This window comes from Actinokineospora diospyrosa (assembly GCF_024171925.1).
In the GTDB taxonomy this organism is placed as follows: domain Bacteria; phylum Actinomycetota; class Actinomycetes; order Mycobacteriales; family Pseudonocardiaceae; genus Actinokineospora; species Actinokineospora diospyrosa.
Genome location: NZ_JAMTCO010000007.1, coordinates 449,804 through 467,576, shown reverse-complemented (window position 1 = coordinate 467,576; position 17,773 = coordinate 449,804). Strand labels below are relative to the sequence as shown.

The window sequence follows — 17,773 nt, the reverse complement described above, 5'->3', positions numbered from 1 at the left end:
CGTGGAGCGCGGGGTCGTTCGGTAGAGCGAATAGAGCTAGTGCATGGCAGGAGCCGGAACGGCCTCGGCCGCCTCTTCGTCTGCCGCGCGCTGGATACCCGACTTGTTGACCAGCGGGGTCTCCTTGAGGAACCAGATCAGGGCGAACGCGACCACGGTCACGCAGGCACCGACGAGGAACACCGTGTCGAGCGAGCTGGCGAACCCGGACAGGATAGGCCGGGCGAGCACCGGGTCCAGGGTGTTGAGGAACGCCGTGTTGTTCAGGTCGATCCCGCCGCCACCGGCGAGGCTGCGCGCGAACTCCGGGTTCGACGCCAGCGCCGCGGTGAAGGCCGCGTCGCCGCGCACCGAGCCGAACGCGTCGCTGATCCGGTCGCCGACCACGCTGAACAGGATGGACAGGAACACCGCGGTGCCGACGGTGCCGCCGATCGAGCGGAAGAACGTCGCCGACGAGGTCGCCACGCCCATGTCCTTGACCGGGACGTCGTTCTGGATGGCCAGGATCAGGGTCTGCATGCACAGGCCGAGGCCAGCGCCGGTCAGCACCATCACCAGCATGACCTGCCACATCGGCGTGTCCACGCCGACCTGGGAGAACAGGAACAGCGACACCGCGGTCGCGCCGAGGCCGATGATCGGGAACTTCCGGTAGCGGCCGGTCTTGGCGATGATCTGGCCGGAGCCCATCGCCGCGACCAGGATGCCGAAGGTCATCGGCAGCGTCATCAGACCCGACTCGGTCGGCGACGCGCCCTTGACGATCTGCAGGTAGAGCGGCAGCGACATCATGGTGCCGAACATGCCGACACCCATCACGAAGTTGACCACGTTGGTCAGCGCGAAGGTCCTGCGGCGGAACAACCGCAGCGGCAGCAGCGCCGCGTCCCCCATGCGCTTCTCGACGTAGACGAACGCGGCCAGGCCGACGACGCCGATCACGTACATCAGCACCGCGCGGCCGGAGTCCCAGCCCCACTCGCGACCCTGCTCGGCGACGATGAGCAGCGGCACGAGGCCGACGGTGAGCGCGATCGCGCCCCAGTAGTCCACCCGCTGGGCGACCCGGCGGTGCGGGACGTTGAGGTAGCGGGCGACCACGATCAGCGCGACGATGCCGATCGGCACGTTGAGCAGGAACACCCAGCGCCAGCCCTCGATGCCCGCGAAGGTGTCCAGGCCTGCGAACGCGCCGCCGACGACCGGACCGGCCACGCTGGACAGACCCCAGACGCCCATGAAGTAGCCCTGGTACTTGCTGCGCTCGCGCGGCGGCACCATGTCGGCGATGATCGCCAGCGCCAGCGACATGAGGCCACCGGCACCGAGGCCCTGCACCGCGCGGAACGCGGCGAGCTCGTACATCGAGTTGGCGATGCCGGAGAGCACCGAACCGACCAGGAAGAACGAGATGGCGGTCAGGTACATCGGCTTGCGCCCGAAGATGTCGGAGAGCTTGCCGTAGAGCGGGGTGGAGATGGTGGCGGTGATCAGGTAGGCGGTGGTCGCCCACGCCTGGATGGTCTGGCCGTTGAGCTGGTCGGCGATCGTCTTCATCGCCGAGGCCATGATCGTCTGGTCGAGCGCGGCGAGCAGCATGCCCAGCATGAGCCCGGAGAGCACGGTCAGGATCTGCCGGTGGCTCAGTTGCCCTGGTGCGGCATCCGAAACCGGTGCTGACATCACTTTCCCCCTTCGGAACGCGCGTGATCGGCGCATTCGGTGATGAACGTAGGCAGGTAGTTCGCGTGGTCGGCGAGGAATCGCTCGAAGAGCAGCACGAACGTGTCGAGGTCTTGTGGGTCCCAGTGGCTCACCATGCGGGCCAGCGAGAGCGCCATCCGCGCCCGCTGGCGCTTGAGCAGCTCGATGCCGTCCGGGGTGACCGCGAGCAGGCTCGCCCGGCCGTCCTCCGGATCGGCGCGCCGCTCGACGAGGCCGTCCTTGACCAGCGCGGCGACCTGCCTGCTGACCGTGGACGGGTCGGAGTGGATCGCCTCGGCGAGCGCGCTCGAGCGGCTCGGCCCGAGGGCGATGAGGTTCTTCAGCAGGACGAAAGCCGAGCGGTCGACCCCCAGCTTGCTCATCCGCGCGCCGATGGCGGCCTGCTGCTTGCCGAGCGCGAACAGGACGGTGGCCAACCGCTGACCCTGTTCGATCTCCTGCGCGGTGAGCCCGGTGCCGGTGGCGGACTCATCGGCCGCGACGGTCTCGGTCACGCGACACCTCCCGAGTTGCTTGCATCATCCAAGTAGTTGGTCGATGCAAGCATGCGCTTTTCGGGTGATCGATCGCAACCCATTTACCTGCGACCCCGCTCACACCGCAACGCCCCGGGGCCGACCAGCGGCACCGGGGCGTTCTCAGGGTGTTATCGCAGGTCAGGCCCACCCGGGCATCGGGAACGCGGCGAGCAGTTCGCGCACCTCGGCGGCTACGGCGGCCACCTCGGCGTCGTCACCCGCAGCGATCGCGCGGTCGATCCACTCGGCCAACCGGGGCATGTGCTCGACCCCGAGACCACGGGTCGTGATCGCCGACGTTCCCAGCCGGACGCCCGACGGGTCAAACGGTTTCCGGGTGTCGAAGGGCACCGAGTTGTAGTTGAGCTCGATGCCCGCCCGGTCGAGGACCTTGGCCGCGGGCTTGCCGCCGATGCCCTTGCTGGTCAGATCGATCAGCACCAGGTGGTTGTCGGTGCCGCCGGACACCAGGTCGAACCCGCGCTCGACCAGCGCCTCGGCGAGGGCATTGGCGTTGGCCACGATGGTGGCCGCGTAGTCGCGGAACTCCGGCCTCGCCGCCTCGCCGAGGGCGACCGCGATGGCCGCGGTGGTGTGGTTGTGCGGACCGCCCTGCAACCCGGGGAACACGGCCTTGTCCAGCGCCTTGGCGTGCACGGCGTCGGACATCAGCATCGCGCCGCGCGGGCCGCGCAGCGTCTTGTGCGTGGTGGTCGAGATGATCTCCGCGTGCCCGACCGGCGACGGGTGCGCGCCGCCCGCGACCAGGCCCGCGATGTGCGCGATGTCGGCGACCAGGACCGCGCCGACCTCCTGGGCGATCGCGGCGAACCCGGGGAAGTCGATGGTGCGCGGGATGGCCGTGCCGCCGCAGAAGATGATCTTCGGCCGCTCGGCCAGCGCCAGCTCGCGAACCTCGTCCAGGTCGACCCGCCCGGTGTCCTTGCGCACCCCGTACTGGACGGCGCGGAACCACTTGCCGGTCGCGGACACGCCCCAGCCGTGGGTGAGGTGGCCACCCGCGGGGAGCGCCATGCCCATGACCGTGTCGCCCGGCTCGGCCAGCGCGAGGTAGATGGCGAGGTTGGCGGGAGAGCCGGAGTACGGCTGGACGTTGGCGTGCTCTACGCCGAAGACGGCCTTGGCCCGCGATACGGCCAGCGTCTCTATAGGGTCGATGAACTGCTGGCCCTCGTAGTAGCGCTTGCCCGCGTAGCCCTCGGAGTACTTGTTGGTAAGAACCGTGCCGGTGGCCTCTAGTACCGCGGTGGAGACGTAGTTCTCGGAGGCGATCAGCCGGATCTTCTCGTACTGGCGGCGGGCCTCACCCTCGACCAGGGCCGCGACCTCGGCGTCCGCGGCGGCCAGGTGGGGGATGCCGGGCTGGTGCATGGTCGTTCCTTCCAGAGCGTGCGGCGACTAGACCGGTGACACCCAGGCGTTCGGTGTCGCACCCGCTCCAGCCGCTCCCCGGTGGTCTGTTCCACCCGTGCACGCCAGTCACGACTCTGGGTGCGAGCCTACCCGTTGCCGCTTCAAGTTACCGATGGGTAATCTCATGAGCATGAGCACAGACCTCGGCTGGGTCGCCGACGCGATGAAGCAGACCGTCCCCTGGGTGAGCACCGCGGGCGTGGAGTTCGTCGAGGTCGCCGCCGACCGCGTCGTCTGCTCGCTGCCGGACGCGCCGGAGCAGCGCAACCACGTCGGCGGCCCGCACGCGGCCGTCCTGTTCGGCCTCGCCGAGACCGCGTCCGGCGCGGTCGGCCTGGCCTCCTTCGCCGCCGAGATGGGCCGGGCGACGCCGCTGGTCGTGCGCTCGGAGATCAGCTACCGCAAGCTCGCGCTCGGCCCGCTGACCGCGGAGGCCGTGCTGAGCAGGCCCGCCGCCGAGGTCATCGCCGAACTGGACGCGGGCACCCGACCCGAGTTCGCCGTCAAGTGCACCATCCGCAACGCCGAAGGGACCACGACCGCGGAGATGACGGTCGTGTGGACCCTGAAGCCGACAGTCAGGTAGGCCTAGTCGGCCTCGGCAGGGCAAGAGCGGCGTCGACATCCATGTGCGCCTCCGGGTGGTCGGCCCACCACTGCGCGTAGGTCGGGTTCCGGTCCACGATCGACCGGTAGGCGTGAGCGACGCAGGCGAACACCTCGTGGCGCCTGTTGCCCAGCAAGCCGTCCATCCGGACCACCAAGACCACAGGCAGCCGCAAGACCGCTCCGCGCAAGGGCCGGATGACGAAGCCCGGACCGCTTAGGGATGCCGGCTGCGCTAGGCATACCGCGCCCGCGGCAGCCAGGGCCATGGCGGTGCGCCCCTCGGTGACGTGGTGGGTGATCCGGGGGGTGAAGCCGATCTTCTCGCACGCCTCGCGGAAGCCCAGGCGCATGGTGTCCTGGTCGGGCGGGGGCACGACCCAGTCCAGGTCGGCGAGGTCGATCAGGTCGACCTCCTCCTGCGCGGCGAGCGGGCTGTCCGAGCTCAGCGCCACGAACTGGGGTTCCTCGACGATCGTGCGGACCTCGACGTCGCGCAGGGTCCGGTTCTCCATGCCCTCGAACCGCTCGAACACGGCGATGTCGGCCTGCTTGGAGGAGATCAGGTCGAGCAGCGCCGGACCGGACGAGTCGATCTCGGTGCGCAGCTCGGAGCACTTGATCCAGGCCCGCAGCTCGGCGATCAGGGCGCTGGTGAACAGCATCGGGCTGGAGGCGACCACCAGCGGGGCCTCGGCCGGGTTCTGCGTGTGCGTGCGGGCGGTGGCCAGCAGCGCCGACATGTCCTCCAGCACCACGCGCGCCGAGCGGACCACGCTGCGACCGAGCTCGGTCGGGATGCTGCCGTTGGAGCTGCGGCGGAACAGCTCGCCGCCGACCAACCGCTCGATGGACCGCAGCTGCGCGGTGAGCGCGGGCTGGGTCACGCCGAGCCGGATGGCCGCTTTGGACACACTGCCCTCCTCGGCGATGGCGCAGATCGCGCGGAGGTGGCGGAGCTCGAGTTCGGCCATAACTGAGTTTGATACCCCGTTCGGATGAGATCAAGCTAGTGCGACGCGGCATATTTCTGGTACCGGTTTGCCGCGTGCCCACTGACGGCACGCCGGTCCGGGGGCACAACCCCCGGATCCCGCAGACTCCCGGTGCCCGGCACCGCCCACCCATGGCGTGCCGGGCACCGGCGTTCACCTTCTCGTCACCTAGAGTTCTTCCGCGCCGGATCCGGCGTGCTCCTCAGCGTCGGACCCGGCGGTGACCTCCCGGATCCCGGCAGCGTGTCTTCGCGCTAAGTGCTGGTAGACGGTCGCGTTGTGGTCGACCCAGACCTTCGGGGTCCCCTCCAGCGGTACCTGCCGCTTCGCCGGTACGCCCATCGCGACCACTTCGGGCGGGATCTCCGTCCCCGGCCCCACCATCGCCCCAGCCGCGACCAAGGCGCGTTCGCCGATGACGGCGCCGTCCTGGATGGTCGCCCCGTTGCCGATGAGCGCTTGCGCGCCGATGACGCAGTCGTGCACGACGCACAGGTGCCCGATGGTGGCGTTCGCGCCCACCTCGCAGCCGTTGGCGTTGACGTGGATGACCGAGTTGTCCTGCACGTTGGCACCGGCCCGGATGACGACCGGCCCGAAATCGGCTCGGATGACCGCCCCGTACCAGACCGAGGCGCCCGCCTCCACGGTCACGTCACCGATGAGGGTGGCCGTCGGGGCGATCCACGCCGACGGGTCGACCTTGGGGCGCTTGCCCTCGAACGAGTACAGCGGCATCGGCCCACAGTAATCTCGGACCGCATGAGGCTCGACTCCGGCGGCTACGCCGCGACCGTGACCGAGGCCGCCGACGCGGTCACCGCAGCCGAGCACGCCGGGTACGACGGGGCCTGGGTCGCCGAGACGCAGATCGACCCGTTCCTGGGCATCGCCGTCGCGGCCGGGCGGACCTCGAGGATCGAACTGGTCACCGGGATCGCGGTGGCCTTCGCGCGCAACCCGATGACGGTGGCCGTCCAGGCCAACGACCTGCACCTGCTCTCCGGTGGCCGGTTCGTGCTGGGCCTGGGGTCGCAGATCAAGCCGCACGTCACCAAGCGGTTCGGCATGCCGTGGTCCGCACCCGCGGCTCGGATGCGGGAGTTCGTGCTCGCCGTTCGCGCTATCTGGTCGGCGTTCGAGACCGGTGAGCGGTTGCGCTTCTTAGGCGAGTTCTACACGCACACGCTGATGACGCCGTTCTTCAACCCCGGCCCCAACCCGCACGGCAACCCGAAGATCTACCTTGCCGCGGTAGGGGAACGCATGACTGAAGCAGCGGGGGAAGTCGCGGACGGGATGCTCTGTCACGGGTTCTCCACTGAGCGCTATCTGCGCGAGGTGACGCTACCTGCGTTGGAGCGGGGTCGTGCGAAAGCAGGAAAGACGTTGGAGGGCTTCGACATCAGCGGCCCTGGGTTCGTCGCGAGCGGGTCGACCGACGAGGAGCTAGCTACCTCCATCGCCGAGGTACGTAGGCAGATTGCCTTCTATGGCTCCACTCCCGCCTACCGTGGCGTGTTGGAGCTGCACGGGTGGGGTGGGCTGCAAGACGACTTGAACGCCTTGTCTAAGCGCGGCCAGTGGAGCGAGATGGACGCTCTTATCTCCGACGACGTGCTCAACACTTTCGCGGTCGTCGGAGATACGGCTACCGCGGCCGCGGAGATCAAGCGCCGTTACGGCGACGTCGCCACCAGGATGACGGTGACGCCGCCGGTCGCGGCAGCCCTACGCGACTCGGATTAGCGCTGCTCCGGCCAAGACGAAGAACACCAGGACCACCAGGGTGCCGGAAGTGCCACCCTTCCCACTGGTGACGACCTGGTCCACCGCGCCGGTCAGTTCAATTGCGCAATGCGCGGTGACGATGTGCCTGCCGGGCACGACCTTCTGGAACTCGACGCGCGCGTTGAACTCACCGGAGGTGTTGGACACGGCCGTGCCGACCTTCTCGCCACCGGAGGTCAGGATGACCGTCTGGTTGGGCGCGCAGCCGGTCCCCTTGGCGGAGAGGTCCTCGCCGGGGCGGACGCTCTTGCGGTCCAGCTTGAGGCCACCGTCGACCGGCTTCTCGTCCACGATCGGGGTCGTCGTGGTGGTCGGCGGCGTAGTGGTCGTGGTGTCCGAAGTGGTCGTCGTGGTGTCGGTGGTCGTGTTGGTGGTCGTCGTACCGGGCGTGGTGGTGGTTGTTGTCGGCCCGGACGTGGTCGTGGTGACCGTCGGCCGGGTCGTGGTGGTGACCGGGGGGACCGTCGTGGTCACCGGCGGCACGGTCGTCGTGGTCGTCGGCTTGGTCGTGGGCGGGACGGTGGTGCTGGTGGGCGGGTTGAGGACGGTGAACGTCGTCTCCCCGGTGTACCCGTCGGTGTTGCACACGGCGGTGATGAGGTAGGACGCTGGCTTGGCCGACCTCGGGACGGTCACGGAGAACGAGCCGCTCGTCTTGCCGTTCGTCGCCACGGTCGGGATGGTGGTGAGCGACGTCGAGAAGGTGAGCGTGCGGCACAGCCCCACGACTCCCAGACCCCACGTGATCGTGAAAGTGGTACCCGCGCGTCCTGAGGACGGACTGGCGCTCAACGTCACCAACGGCGGGGGAACCGCAGCCGATGAGAGCGGTGCCAAAGCGACCAACAACGTCGCTGTAGCAACGGCGATGCTCGCTAAGCGTCCAACACTGCGCACAGCTCGTACCCCTGTCCGTATCACTGATCTCGTGGAACGCCCCGGTCCGATACCGGACCGCTGTAGCATTCCGCCCCGATCAGCCCTGCCTCAACCGGGAGTCTTCCCATGGGACGTCTCATCGCCGCCGCGGTTGCTCTCGTGACGGTACTGCTGCTGATGGGTGCAACACCCGCAGCGGCACAGGATTCCGATAGCCCGTTGTCGGTGACGGTCACTCTGGACGGTCAGGACATCACCGACCGTACGGTGCGACTGGATCCCGCTAAAGCCGCCGAAGTTTCGGTAACAGCCGTTAACCGGGGTAAGACGACGCAGAAGGTCCGCTTGGTGCGGCTCTCCGGGGTCGCGTTGGCCCTGACGTTCTTCGCCTACGACACCACGCTGCCGTTCGAGGTCCCGCCGGGCAGCCGGGTCACGCGCACCTTCCCGCTGGATGTGCGCGACCTGGACGGTCAGGCGATCGGCCTGCTGCCGACCACGGTCGACCTCCTCTCGGAGGAGCGCGAGGTGCTGGGCAGCGCCGAGACGGTCGCCGACGTGCGCGGCACGGTGTGGTCGGTTTACGGGGTGTTCGGCCTGATGATGCTGCTGCTCACCTCGGCCATCTGGGCGACCGTGCTGATCGCATTGGCGCGGCACAAGCTCTCGCCCAACCGGATCAAGCGCGCGCTGCGCTTCCTGCCCGCGGGCATCGGAACCGGGATCGTCGCGGTGGTCTCGCTGTCGGTGCTGCGGTTGGTGCCGCCGGACCCGCTGATCGAGATCCCGATCGTGTTCGGCGCGTCCGCCATCGCCATGGTCCTGGGCTTCCTCACCCCGCACCCGGTGGCACCCGCGTTGGACGGGGACCTGACGGTGGCGCTGCCCGCGCCCGTCGACCCGGGCGCGGTGACCCAAAGCGTCACTGAGCACTACACACAGCAAAACACCAAGAGGTGGCCTGGATGAGCACGCCAGCCGGACTGACCTCGGCGCTACCGCAGTACGAGGTCGGGGGCAAGATCGGCTCGGGTGGCATGGGGGTGGTGTTCGCAGGCGTGCACCGCTCCCTCGGCCGCGCGGTGGCGATCAAGGTCCTGCCCTCGGACCTGGTGACCGACCCGTCGGTGAACGCCAGGTTCGACCGCGAGGCGCGGGTGCTGGCCAGCCTGGACCACCCGCACATCGTGCCGGTCTACGACTACGTGCAGACCGGGTCGGACAACCTGCTGGTGATGGAGCGGCTGGACGGCGGGACCGTGTACGACCGGTTCCGCGGTCCCGGGCTCACCGGCGAGCAGTCGTGCGCCATCACCCTGGCGATGCTGGGCGGGCTGCACGCAGCGCACAAGGCCGGGGTGCTGCACCTGGACGTGAAGCCGAAGAACCTGCTGTTCACCACGGCGGGGGTGATGAAGGTCGCCGACTTCGGCATCGCGCAGGTGGTGAGCGAGGGGGCGACGCTGGTGACGCACGCGGGCGAGGTGCTCGGTACGCCCGCCTACATCGCACCCGAGCAGGCGATGGGCAACTCTCTTACGCCTGCCGCGGACATCTACTCGGCGGGCACGGTGCTTTACGAGCTGCTGTGCGGGGAACTGCCTTACGACCGCAGTCGAGGCGCAGTAAGCATGATGCGCCAACGCATCTTCAGCGACCCCGCACCGATCCCCCGAGTGCCCGCCCCGCTGTCCACAGTGGTCATGCGCAGCCTCGCCCGCGATCCGCAACACCGCTACCGCGACGCAGAGACCTTCGCGACCGACCTGAGCTCCGCCGCCACCGCCGTCTATGGCGCGGGCTGGCTTGAGCGCTCATCGGTCCCGGTCCACCTAGCCCCCCGGATCTCCGGCGCGATCTCCCAGCAACTAAGCCGCCAACCGGACGCCCCCACCATCATCACCCCGCCGATCCGCGGCACAACCATCGACCCCACCCGCACCCTGGGCGACTTCCGCGGCAAGGAACTCCGCCCCGCGAGTGAACTCATCGCCCAACGCGGCCCTGCACCGCTGTGGCCCGCTCTTATCGCGACGGTGGCTCTTGTCGCACTGGTGCTGTTTCCCTTCTTGTCCCCCACAACTTTGAACCACCCAGCGTCGGCGTTGGTGGTCAATGGACAGGTAGCGGACAAGACGGTTCAGGTAGACCTAAGCAAGCAGATCACCGTGTCCGGCCGGGCGGCAGGGGCGGTTGAGCTCCAGTTTGAGCTAAGGGCAGCAGGGGTCCTGCTTGGCCGTATCCGCAAGGGAATCGCCCCGGGTCCAGAGGGCACCTTCGAGACAAGCCTCAAGCCAGACCCTCTTATGCGCTGGCTTGCCGGCGGCGCTGTCACAGCAGAGGTCAAGATCGGCGACAACCTCGCGGAGCAGTTCACCCTCCAGTCCGCCTCCCACCCGATGGCAACGGTGATGGGCGCCGGAAGCCTCCTGCTCTCCCTGTTCGCCTTGGCCAACATCGAAGCCCAAATGCGAGCACTCCGACGAGGCCACCGCCGCCCAGCAGCCCCTTACGTCGCCCTGCCCCTCGGCTTCATGTTCGGCCTAACGGTGTGGCTGTTCCTCACATCCATCACCACCCGCGAACCTTCTTTGGGTTACGCCCTAGGCAGCGCCGCCGCAGGCGCCATCGCCGCCGCAGGCTTCGTCCTAGCCACCGCCTGGTCCGCCCGCCGCGCGAGGAGCTAGGGCCAACGTCCCGACCCACCCACGGCGCGCCTGGCCGCGTCGCCGAACGTCCGACCCCTTTCACCGCTCGCAGTGCGTGTGTCCGTGCTGGGGTTGGGAGGCGTGGGGCTCGATGGCGCGGGTATCCGTGTGTCCGTGCTGGGGTAGGGAGTGCGGTCGGCTTGATGGGGCGGGTATCCCGCGTGTCCGCGGGTGGTTGGGGGTGCGTCTGGCTCGATGGGGCGAGGTATCCGTGTGTCCGCGGGTGGTTGGGAGTGCGGTCGGCTCGTTGGGATGGGTATCCCGTGGGTCCGTGCCGGGGCTGGGAGTGCGGTCGGCTCGATGGGGCGAACTTGTTTTGCGCGGGGCCCCTACGACACCCGTGGCAGGTCCGCACAGCAGGGGCCGAAAAGACTGGCCCTGCCGCGAGGAAACGCTACGGGTGTTGTCCCCCCACGCAAACAAGTCCGCCCCATCGAGCAGGAACAGGGGTGGGGTTGGGGCGGGGGGGGTGAGGGCGGGGCGTGAAGGGTGGGACAGGGCCGCCAACACACGACCAAACGGCCCGGGGCGGGCTACTAGCGCCAATCCCTGGATTTCACCTTGACCTATCCATGCCGGGTGAGCAGTAGCGGGATCTCGGCGACGCTGGATAGGAGGTGGGTGTGGCGTTCTTGGCCGAGGGTCTCGGCGTCCTGGGAGCCGGTGAGGACGCCGATCACGTAGTGGGCGCCTGCATTCGTCCCCGCGCGCAGGTCGAGGACGGTGTCGCCTGCGGTGAGGACGCGGTCGGCGGAGTGGACACCGGTGGCTTCCATGGCGCGGAAGATCATGTAGGGGGCGGGGCGACCCGCGGCGACCTCGTCGGCGGTGATCAGGGCGTCGATGCAGCCACCGGGTTTCCAGCCGAGGACGGCGAGCAGGTTTTCGGCCACGTCGCGTGAGAAGCCGGTCGTGAGGGCGACCTTGATGCCCCGGGCGCGGAGATCGGTCAGGGCCGATTCGACGCCGGGGAGGGCGGTGGGGGGTTCGGCGGTGTAGGCGGCGGCGAGGCGGGTGCGGAAGTCGTCGAACACGGTGTCGACCTCGGCGGGGGCGCCTGCCAGCAGTGCGGCGATCGCTTCGCGCTTGTCCGCGCCCATCCAGCGCCGCACGTCGTTGCTCGACACCGGCGAACCCGTTGCCGCCGCGACGGCGTCGGCGAGCGCCCGGTAGACCGCGCCGCCTTCCTGGACGGTGGTGCCCGCCATGTCGAGGGCGACCAGGTCGATGCTCACGGGGTCTCCTTGAGGATGTGCGGGCTGATCCGGCCCGCCTGCACGTTGTCGATGGTGAAGGTGACCAGGTCCGGGCGGTACCGGTCGTCGGCGTACTCGACCCGGGCGCCGCTGGCGTCGGTGGCGCGGCGGCGCTCGCGCAGCAGCGGTGCGCCGACGGCGACCGTCAGCAGCTTCGCGTCGACCTCGTCCGCACCGATCGCGTCGATGGTGTGCCGGGCCGCGCGCAGGTCGATGCCGCGGTCGAGCAGGTGCGCGTAGATCGACCCGGCGTCGGGGTCGAAGTCGAACAGCAGCCTGCCAACGGGTTCGATGAAGCTGCTGCGCTCGAGCATGGTCGGGATGCCGTCGAGCAGCCGCAGCCGCAGCACCTCGATGACCGGGGCCCCCTCGTCGATCCCGAGCACGTCCGCCGCGACCTGGCTGGCCCCGCGCCGCGCGATCTCCACGGTGCGCTGCCCCGGTTCCCGGCCCATCTCCCGCGCCCACCGGGTGAACGACAGGAAGGTCTCGAACGGCTGGGCGACCGCGGCCTGCCGGACCACGGGCTGCTTGCCCTGCCCGCCACCGATGAGGCCCTCGTTGCGCAACGCGGCCAGCGCCTGCCGCACCGTGCCCCGGGAAGCGGCGAACTCCTCGCAGAGTTGGGCCTCGGAGGGCAACGCGGCGCCGACCGGGAGCTGTCCCCGGCTGATCCTGCCGCGCAGCGCGTCGGCCACCCTGTGGTGCAGTGGCGGTGTCACAGACTTGACCATACGAGTTCCGCACCACCCGTTGTCAAGTTGCTGCGCGATTCACGATGAGCAGGGTGAACAACGTGGAAACTTGTTCAAACAAGTGCCGCGAAAGCCTTGCGATCACGCACCGGCCACCCGCACCTTCTGTGCCATGAACCCCCGAGCGGATCTCGTCGTCGTCGGCGCGGGCATCGTCGGCCTCGCGCACGCCGCCGAGGCGGTCGACCGCGGCCTGCGGGTGGTGGTGCTCGACCGCGACGAACGCGCGGTCGGCGCCTCCATCCGCAACTTCGGCCACATCTGCCTGACCGCCCAGCACGGCGACGCGTTGATCTACGGGCTCGCCGCGCGCGAGCGGTGGCTGCACCTGGCGGCGAAAGCGGGGTTCTGGGTCTCCGAGGCGGGCACCGTGGTCGCCGCCCGCGCGCCGGACGAGGTCGCCGTGCTCGCCGAGTTCGCCGAGCAGCGCGGCGACCAGGTGCGACCGCTGGATGCAGCGGGGGTGCGCGCGCACTTGCCGGTGGTCTCCCCCGAGGTCATCGGCGGCGCGTGGCTGCCGCTCGACCTGCGCGTCGACCCGCGTGAGGCGGTCGCGGCGCTGGCCACCTGGCTGGCCGGGCAGGGCGTCGAGTTCCGTTGGCGCACAACGGTCACCGGCGTCGAGTCGGGCGCGGTGCACACCACCTGCGGCACGGTCGCGGCCGACCACGTTGTGGTGGCCGTCGGCCACGACGTCGACCGGCTGCTGCCGGAGGTGGCCGACGCGGCCGGTGTCCAGCGGTGCCTGCTGCGGATGATGCAAGTGTCCACACCGGACTCACAGACCTTCGCCCCCGCCGTCCTCTCCGGACTGTCGATGCTGCGGTACGCCGGGCTGAACGCCTGCCCGTCCGCCACGGCGGTCCGGGAGCGGCTGACCCGCGCCGACCCCGAACTGCTCGAGGTCGCGATGAACCTGATGTTCACCCAACGCCCCGACGGTGACCTCGTCATCGGTGACACCCATCGGTACGGCCACACCCACGACCCGTTCGACGACGAGCCGACCGGCGAGCTCGTCCTGCGGGAAACCGCCCGCCTGCTCGGCGTGGACCGGCTCGAGGTGCGCGCCCGCTGGCGCGGTGTCTACGCCGCGGCCGAGGGCGCCGAGTTCTTGCACGCCAACCCCTTCCCCGGGGTCCGCGTGGTGTCCGTGACCTCCGGGATCGGCATGACCACCGCGTTCGGCCTCGCCCCCACCGTTCTCGACAGCCTAGGAGCATCATGAAGCGCATCGCCGTCCTGGTCGCCGCCGCGGCCATGGCCCTCACCGCGTGCAGCAGCGGCGAACCCGCCGCGACCGGGTCGAAGACCTGCCCGAACGGGGAGATCAGATTCGGGATCGAGCCCTACGAGGACCCGGCCAAGCTGACCCCCGCGTACGAAGTGCTCACCGGGGCGCTGAACCGGGAGCTGAACTGCCCGGTGAAGCTGCAGGTCGTGCAGGACTACTCGGCCGAGGTGCTGGCCATGCAGAACGGCAAGCTGGAACTGGCCCAGTTCGGCCCGCTCGGCTTCGTCTTCGCCAGCCGCCGCGCCAACGCCGAGCCGCTGGCCTCTTTCGGTGACGCGCAAGGGAAGCTGACCAGCTACAAGGCGGGCGTCTGGGTCCCCAAGGACTCCCCGGTGCAGTCCCTCGCCGACCTGCGCGGCAAGTCGCTCGCGCTCTCCGAGCCGGGCTCCACCTCGGGTGACGCCCTGCCCCGCGCCGCCCTCGCCAAGCTCGGCCTGGACAAGTCCTCGGTCAAGCTCGACTACGCGGGCGGCCACCCCGAGGCGCTCCTCGCCCTCACCAACGGCAAGGTCGACGCCGCCGAGATCAACACCCAGCAATTGGCCACCGCCAAGGCGGCGGGCAAGTTCGACGAGTCCGGGTTCCGCCAGGTCTGGGCTTCGGACCCGATCCCCAACGACCCGATCACCGTCGCGGGCACGATGGACCCCGCGTTCAAGGACGCCGTCCGCAAGGCCCTGCTCAACCTCAAGCCCGACGAGGTCGCCAAGGTCGGCAAGTTCCTCGACGTAGACCCCGCGGGCCCCCTCGTCGCCGTCGACAAGGCGACCTACCAACCCCTCTTCGACCTGGCCGACACCCTCGGCCTAACCGAAGGCGACGTCTAATCCCCTCGCTTTCCCCACCCCATTCCCACCCATTTTCCGCCCCCCAGCGCGAGCGCCCAGCCCCCACCACTCCCGGGGGGCGTCCCTGGGCCAGTCTATCGGTTCTGGCGGGCGGGAAGGGGGTGCGCGGGTTTCTGTGGATAACTCCGGGGGTTGTGGATAGCGGGATGCCCAGGTCGGGGGCATGTGGGTGGTGGAAGTTCAGCCGGTCGGGTGGTTGGTGTGGGGCGGCGGGGAAAGGGAATCGGGATGGAAAACGGGCTCTCCGTGAAAGGGCTGCGGAAATCGTTCGGCGACCGGGCGGTGCTCAACGGGGTTGATTTCTCGGTGGGGGCGGGCGAGCTGGTCGTGCTGCTCGGCGCGAACGGATCGGGGAAGTCGACGGCGTTGCGGTGCGTGGTCGGGTTGGCCGAGGCCGACGAGGGCGTGGTCAGCGTCGCCGGGCGGGAGCTGCGGGGGCTCACCGGCGCCGAGCTGGCCAGGGCGCGGCGGGCGGCGGCGATGGTGTTCCAGCAGATCCACCTCGTGCGCAGGCGCAACGTGATCGACAACGTGTGCGCGGGCGGGCTGGCCGGTCTCCCGCTGTCGCGGTCGCTGACGCCCGCGCTGTTCCCCAAGGACCTGCGCGAGCGGGCCATGGCGTGCCTCGACCGGGTCGGGCTAGCCGATCGGGCGAAGGACCGGGCGGGCAGCCTGTCCGGCGGGCAGCAACAGCGGGTCGCGATCGCACGGGCGTTGTGCCAGGGCGCAAAAGTGCTGCTGGCCGACGAGCCGGTGTCCGCGCTAGATCCCGCTGCCGCAACGCAGGTGATGGAGCTACTGCGAGAGCTCGCGCGCAACGATGGGCTGGCGGTGGCCGCGGTTCTGCACCAACCGGATCTCGCACGCAGACATGCGGACCGCGTGCTCGGATTGCTCCACGGCGAGATCCGCTTCTCCACAAGGGGAAGCGATCTGTCTGATGTGGACATCGACGCGCTGTACGCGCCGGACCGGGCGGTGGCGGTGTGAGCACGCGCAAGTACCTGACCGCGGCCGTGGTGATCGCGGTCCTCGGGGTGGCGCACGTCTTCGCTTGGGAGACAACGGAAGTCTCACCGGGCGCGCTCGTCGACGGGTGGCGCGGGATGGCGCGGTTCCTCGCCGAGGCGCTGCCGCCGGACCTCGACTGGGACGCCGTCGTCCGACCCGGTCTCGAAGCCTGCCTGACCACGCTCGCGATCGGCCTGCTCGGCACCACGCTGTCCGTCCCGGCGGCGTTGCTGTTCGCCGTCCTGGGCACGCGCGGGCGACACCAGGTCGTGTACCAGGTGTCACGCTCGGTCATGTCGTTCCTGCGCGCGGTGCCGGACGTGGTGTTCGCGCTGATCTTCGTCACCGCGGTCGGGCTCGGCCCGTTCGCAGGCGTGCTCGCGTTGATCTGCCACAACGTCGGCGTGTTGGGCAAGCTCTGGTCGGAGGCGATGGACGAGGTGGACCCGGGACCGACCGACGCGCTGCGGGTGTCCGGCGCGCGCGAGCCGCAGGTGATCGCGAACGCCGTGCTACCAGCGGTGGTGCCTGCGCTGATCGGGCTACTGCTGTACCGGTTCGACGTGAACGTGCGCTCGTCGCTGGTGCTCGGGCTGGTGGGCGCAGGCGGCGTCGGGTTCCTGATCAACCAGTCGATCCAGCTGTTCGAGTTCGACCAGATGGCGACCTACATCCTGATGGTCCTCGTGCTCGTCGTCGCGGTCGACCTGCTCAGCGCGGGCATCCGGCGGCGGCTTACCTGATCTTGCGCCAAATGAGTGACTACTGAACGTTCAAGTAACAGCTCGTGTCTGTCTCCGATGGACCATCCACACCGTCCGGTCGCCGGGGAGGCTCACGTGCACGCTGCGCCTCGATCGGGACCAGTGGCCGACGGGAGTCGGGGTAGCGGGCAGCGCACCGCCCACCACCCCGCACGGGACCGCGAAGCCCACCACCGCGCGTAGGCACCACCCGCGCAGGCGAAAGCCATGGTGCCCGACGCCCCCGACGCCCGACCGCACTGACCTCGGCGGGCGAACGGGTCGTGGTGGTGGGCTCCGCGGACCCGGGCTGCTCAGTCCAACCGGTACAGCAGCGAGTCCACCTGGCTCTGCCGCACCTCGGCCACGGTCAGCGCCGGGTCGCCGAGGTGCCCGTGGGCCAGCTCCGCCGGGTCCGGCTGCGCGGCCTCGTCCGGCCAGGTGTGCGGCTCCCACAGGTGCGAGCGCACGAAAGCCTTAGGGCAGTGCGTGAACACCTCGTCCGGCGCCACCACGAGCGCCGCGACCGGCGGTTTGCCCACCGCGGTCAGCCCGTCGAGGACCTCCGCCCGCGCCGTCACGCACGCCCGCCCGTTGACCCGCAACGTCTGCCCCCGCCCCGGGATCACGAACACCAGCCCGACCCGCCCGGTCGCGACCACATTCCGGAACGTGTCGATCCGCTTGTTCCCCGTGGCATCCGGGATCAGGACCGTCCCGTCCCCCGCCACCCCCACGAACCCCGGCGGCCCACCCCTGGGCGTGACATCGCACCGCCCGTCCGCCCCGTAGCTGCCGACGAACACAATCGGCGCACACGCCACGAACTCGCGCGCCAACGCGTCCATCCCCCCGACCACCTTGTCCCAAGCCCGCTGCGGCGGAGCGGCGTAGAGCTCCCGCAGCCCGGCCTCATCGGCAATCGCACCCGCGAAGTAGTCCACCCACCGAAGCTAGCGCCGACCAACCGCCACCTGCGCTGTGTTTTCGCCCATGGGTACGCCAGAGGGGCCGCCCCGAACCCCGGGACGACCCCTCTGACCTGCGAGCCGCCTAAGGGAATCGAACCCTTGACCTGTTCATTACGAGTGAACCGCTCTGGCCGACTGAGCTAAGGCGGCGTGGCCGGTGACCACTATAGCGGGTACCCGGGCGTGACTTGCAGGCGGCTACGTCGTTTACTGGGGAGTAGGTGCGCGAGAGGAGC

Annotated in this window: 17 protein-coding genes, 1 tRNA gene and 1 riboswitch; of the genes, 8 read left to right on the top strand and 10 right to left on the bottom strand. The window is 69.6% G+C overall.

Going from position 1 to position 17,773, the window contains the following annotated elements:
- Positions 1-36: 36 nt before the first annotated feature.
- From LV75_RS16070 to glyA, 3 genes are all read right to left on the bottom strand, one after another.
- The gene (locus LV75_RS16070) at positions 37-1,686 is read right to left on the bottom strand and encodes an MDR family MFS transporter (protein ID WP_253887685.1); all 1,650 of its coding nucleotides are present in this window, start codon (positions 1,684-1,686) and stop codon (positions 37-39) included.
- Positions 1,686-2,222: a MarR family winged helix-turn-helix transcriptional regulator gene (locus tag LV75_RS16065; protein ID WP_253887684.1), complete on the bottom strand. Its 537-nt coding sequence runs from the start codon at positions 2,220-2,222 to the stop codon at positions 1,686-1,688. The genes LV75_RS16070 and LV75_RS16065 overlap by 1 nt, the downstream gene beginning before the upstream one ends.
- 162 nt (positions 2,223-2,384) lie before the next feature.
- Positions 2,385-3,638, bottom strand: coding sequence for a serine hydroxymethyltransferase (gene glyA, locus LV75_RS16060; RefSeq protein WP_253887683.1), 1,254 nt, complete (start codon positions 3,636-3,638; stop codon positions 2,385-2,387).
- A gap of 33 nt (positions 3,639-3,671) precedes the next feature.
- Positions 3,672-3,760, bottom strand: a riboswitch (ZMP/ZTP riboswitch).
- A 50-nt stretch (positions 3,761-3,810) separates the two neighbouring features.
- On the opposite strand from glyA, the gene LV75_RS16055 reads away from it, so the two are divergent.
- Entirely contained in the window at positions 3,811-4,266 is a 456-nt protein-coding gene (locus LV75_RS16055) for a DUF4442 domain-containing protein (RefSeq protein WP_253887682.1), read from the top strand.
- Here LV75_RS16055 and LV75_RS16050 read toward each other — a convergent pair.
- Together LV75_RS16050 and LV75_RS16045 are read right to left on the bottom strand one after the other, a co-directional pair.
- Positions 4,259-5,260: a LysR family transcriptional regulator gene (locus LV75_RS16050; protein ID WP_253887681.1), complete on the bottom strand. Its 1,002-nt coding sequence runs from the start codon at positions 5,258-5,260 to the stop codon at positions 4,259-4,261. The genes LV75_RS16055 and LV75_RS16050 overlap by 8 nt on opposite strands.
- Before the next feature lie 189 nt (positions 5,261-5,449).
- Positions 5,450-6,019 (bottom strand): gamma carbonic anhydrase family protein, encoded by a 570-nt coding sequence (locus tag LV75_RS16045; RefSeq protein ID WP_253887680.1) that lies wholly within the window; start codon positions 6,017-6,019, stop codon positions 5,450-5,452.
- 24 nt (positions 6,020-6,043) lie between these two features.
- On the opposite strand from LV75_RS16045, the gene LV75_RS16040 reads away from it, so the two are divergent.
- Positions 6,044-7,030: an LLM class F420-dependent oxidoreductase gene (locus LV75_RS16040; RefSeq protein WP_253887679.1), complete on the top strand. Its 987-nt coding sequence runs from the start codon at positions 6,044-6,046 to the stop codon at positions 7,028-7,030.
- Here LV75_RS16040 and LV75_RS16035 read toward each other — a convergent pair.
- Complete coding sequence (locus LV75_RS16035; protein ID WP_253887678.1) at positions 7,013-7,798, bottom strand: hypothetical protein; 786 nt, start codon at positions 7,796-7,798, stop codon at positions 7,013-7,015. The two genes, LV75_RS16040 and LV75_RS16035, sit on opposite strands and share 18 nt — an antisense overlap.
- 279 nt (positions 7,799-8,077) lie before the next feature.
- Here LV75_RS16035 and LV75_RS16030 point away from each other — a divergent pair, with 279 nt between their 5' ends.
- Positions 8,078-8,920 carry a hypothetical protein gene (locus tag LV75_RS16030; RefSeq protein ID WP_253887677.1) on the top strand — a complete coding sequence of 281 codons (843 nt, stop codon included), beginning with the start codon at positions 8,078-8,080 and terminating at the stop codon, positions 8,918-8,920.
- Positions 8,917-10,638, top strand: coding sequence for a serine/threonine-protein kinase (locus LV75_RS16025; RefSeq protein WP_253887676.1), 1,722 nt, complete (start codon positions 8,917-8,919; stop codon positions 10,636-10,638). The genes LV75_RS16030 and LV75_RS16025 overlap by 4 nt, the downstream gene beginning before the upstream one ends.
- Before the next feature lie 587 nt (positions 10,639-11,225).
- Here the strand turns inward: LV75_RS16025 and LV75_RS16020 are convergent.
- Both LV75_RS16020 and LV75_RS16015 read right to left on the bottom strand, forming a co-directional pair.
- Positions 11,226-11,894 carry a phosphonatase-like hydrolase gene (locus tag LV75_RS16020; protein ID WP_253887675.1) on the bottom strand — a complete coding sequence of 223 codons (669 nt, stop codon included), beginning with the start codon at positions 11,892-11,894 and terminating at the stop codon, positions 11,226-11,228.
- Positions 11,891-12,637 carry a GntR family transcriptional regulator gene (locus LV75_RS16015; RefSeq protein WP_253887674.1) on the bottom strand — a complete coding sequence of 249 codons (747 nt, stop codon included), beginning with the start codon at positions 12,635-12,637 and terminating at the stop codon, positions 11,891-11,893. The genes LV75_RS16020 and LV75_RS16015 overlap by 4 nt, the downstream gene beginning before the upstream one ends.
- A 145-nt stretch (positions 12,638-12,782) precedes the next feature.
- Here LV75_RS16015 and LV75_RS16010 point away from each other — a divergent pair, with 145 nt between their 5' ends.
- The 4 genes from LV75_RS16010 (at position 12,783) to phnE (ending at position 16,566) form a co-directional block, all read left to right on the top strand.
- The gene (locus LV75_RS16010) at positions 12,783-13,898 is read left to right on the top strand and encodes a TIGR03364 family FAD-dependent oxidoreductase (protein ID WP_253887673.1); all 1,116 of its coding nucleotides are present in this window, start codon (positions 12,783-12,785) and stop codon (positions 13,896-13,898) included.
- On the top strand, positions 13,895-14,791 hold the full coding sequence (locus LV75_RS16005; protein ID WP_253887672.1) for a phosphate/phosphite/phosphonate ABC transporter substrate-binding protein: 897 nt from the start codon (positions 13,895-13,897) through the stop codon (positions 14,789-14,791). The genes LV75_RS16010 and LV75_RS16005 overlap by 4 nt, the downstream gene beginning before the upstream one ends.
- 249 nt (positions 14,792-15,040) lie before the next feature.
- Positions 15,041-15,802, top strand: coding sequence for a phosphonate ABC transporter ATP-binding protein (locus LV75_RS16000; protein WP_253887671.1), 762 nt, complete (start codon positions 15,041-15,043; stop codon positions 15,800-15,802).
- A complete protein-coding gene (phnE, locus tag LV75_RS15995; RefSeq protein ID WP_253887670.1) occupies positions 15,799-16,566 on the top strand; it encodes a phosphonate ABC transporter, permease protein PhnE in 768 nt (255 codons plus the stop codon). Before LV75_RS16000 ends, phnE begins: the two co-directional genes overlap by 4 nt.
- Before the next feature lie 314 nt (positions 16,567-16,880).
- Here phnE and LV75_RS15990 read toward each other — a convergent pair whose 3' ends face one another.
- Complete coding sequence (locus tag LV75_RS15990) at positions 16,881-17,510, bottom strand: MSMEG_1061 family FMN-dependent PPOX-type flavoprotein (RefSeq protein WP_253887669.1); 630 nt, start codon at positions 17,508-17,510, stop codon at positions 16,881-16,883.
- A 103-nt stretch (positions 17,511-17,613) separates the two neighbouring features.
- Positions 17,614-17,687: transfer RNA gene (locus tag LV75_RS15985), tRNA-Thr, on the bottom strand.
- Positions 17,688-17,773: the final 86 nt, after the last annotated feature.

Excerpts from the sequence above, each read along its gene's own strand:
- LV75_RS16070 (WP_253887685.1), bottom strand. The coding sequence starts at position 1,686 with ATGTCAGCACCGGTTTCGGATGCCGCACCAGGGCAACTGAGCCACCGG.
- glyA (WP_253887683.1), bottom strand. The coding sequence starts at position 3,638 with ATGCACCAGCCCGGCATCCCCCACCTGGCCGCCGCGGACGCCGAGGTC.
- LV75_RS16055 (WP_253887682.1), top strand. The coding sequence starts at position 3,811 with ATGAGCACAGACCTCGGCTGGGTCGCCGACGCGATGAAGCAGACCGTC.
- LV75_RS16050 (WP_253887681.1), bottom strand. The coding sequence starts at position 5,260 with ATGGCCGAACTCGAGCTCCGCCACCTCCGCGCGATCTGCGCCATCGCC.
- LV75_RS16045 (WP_253887680.1), bottom strand. The coding sequence starts at position 6,019 with ATGCCGCTGTACTCGTTCGAGGGCAAGCGCCCCAAGGTCGACCCGTCG.
- LV75_RS16040 (WP_253887679.1), top strand. The coding sequence starts at position 6,044 with ATGAGGCTCGACTCCGGCGGCTACGCCGCGACCGTGACCGAGGCCGCC.
- LV75_RS16030 (WP_253887677.1), top strand. The coding sequence starts at position 8,078 with ATGGGACGTCTCATCGCCGCCGCGGTTGCTCTCGTGACGGTACTGCTG.
- LV75_RS16025 (WP_253887676.1), top strand. The coding sequence starts at position 8,917 with ATGAGCACGCCAGCCGGACTGACCTCGGCGCTACCGCAGTACGAGGTC.
- LV75_RS16010 (WP_253887673.1), top strand. The coding sequence starts at position 12,783 with ATGAACCCCCGAGCGGATCTCGTCGTCGTCGGCGCGGGCATCGTCGGC.
- LV75_RS16005 (WP_253887672.1), top strand. The coding sequence starts at position 13,895 with ATGAAGCGCATCGCCGTCCTGGTCGCCGCCGCGGCCATGGCCCTCACC.
- LV75_RS16000 (WP_253887671.1), top strand. The coding sequence starts at position 15,041 with ATGGAAAACGGGCTCTCCGTGAAAGGGCTGCGGAAATCGTTCGGCGAC.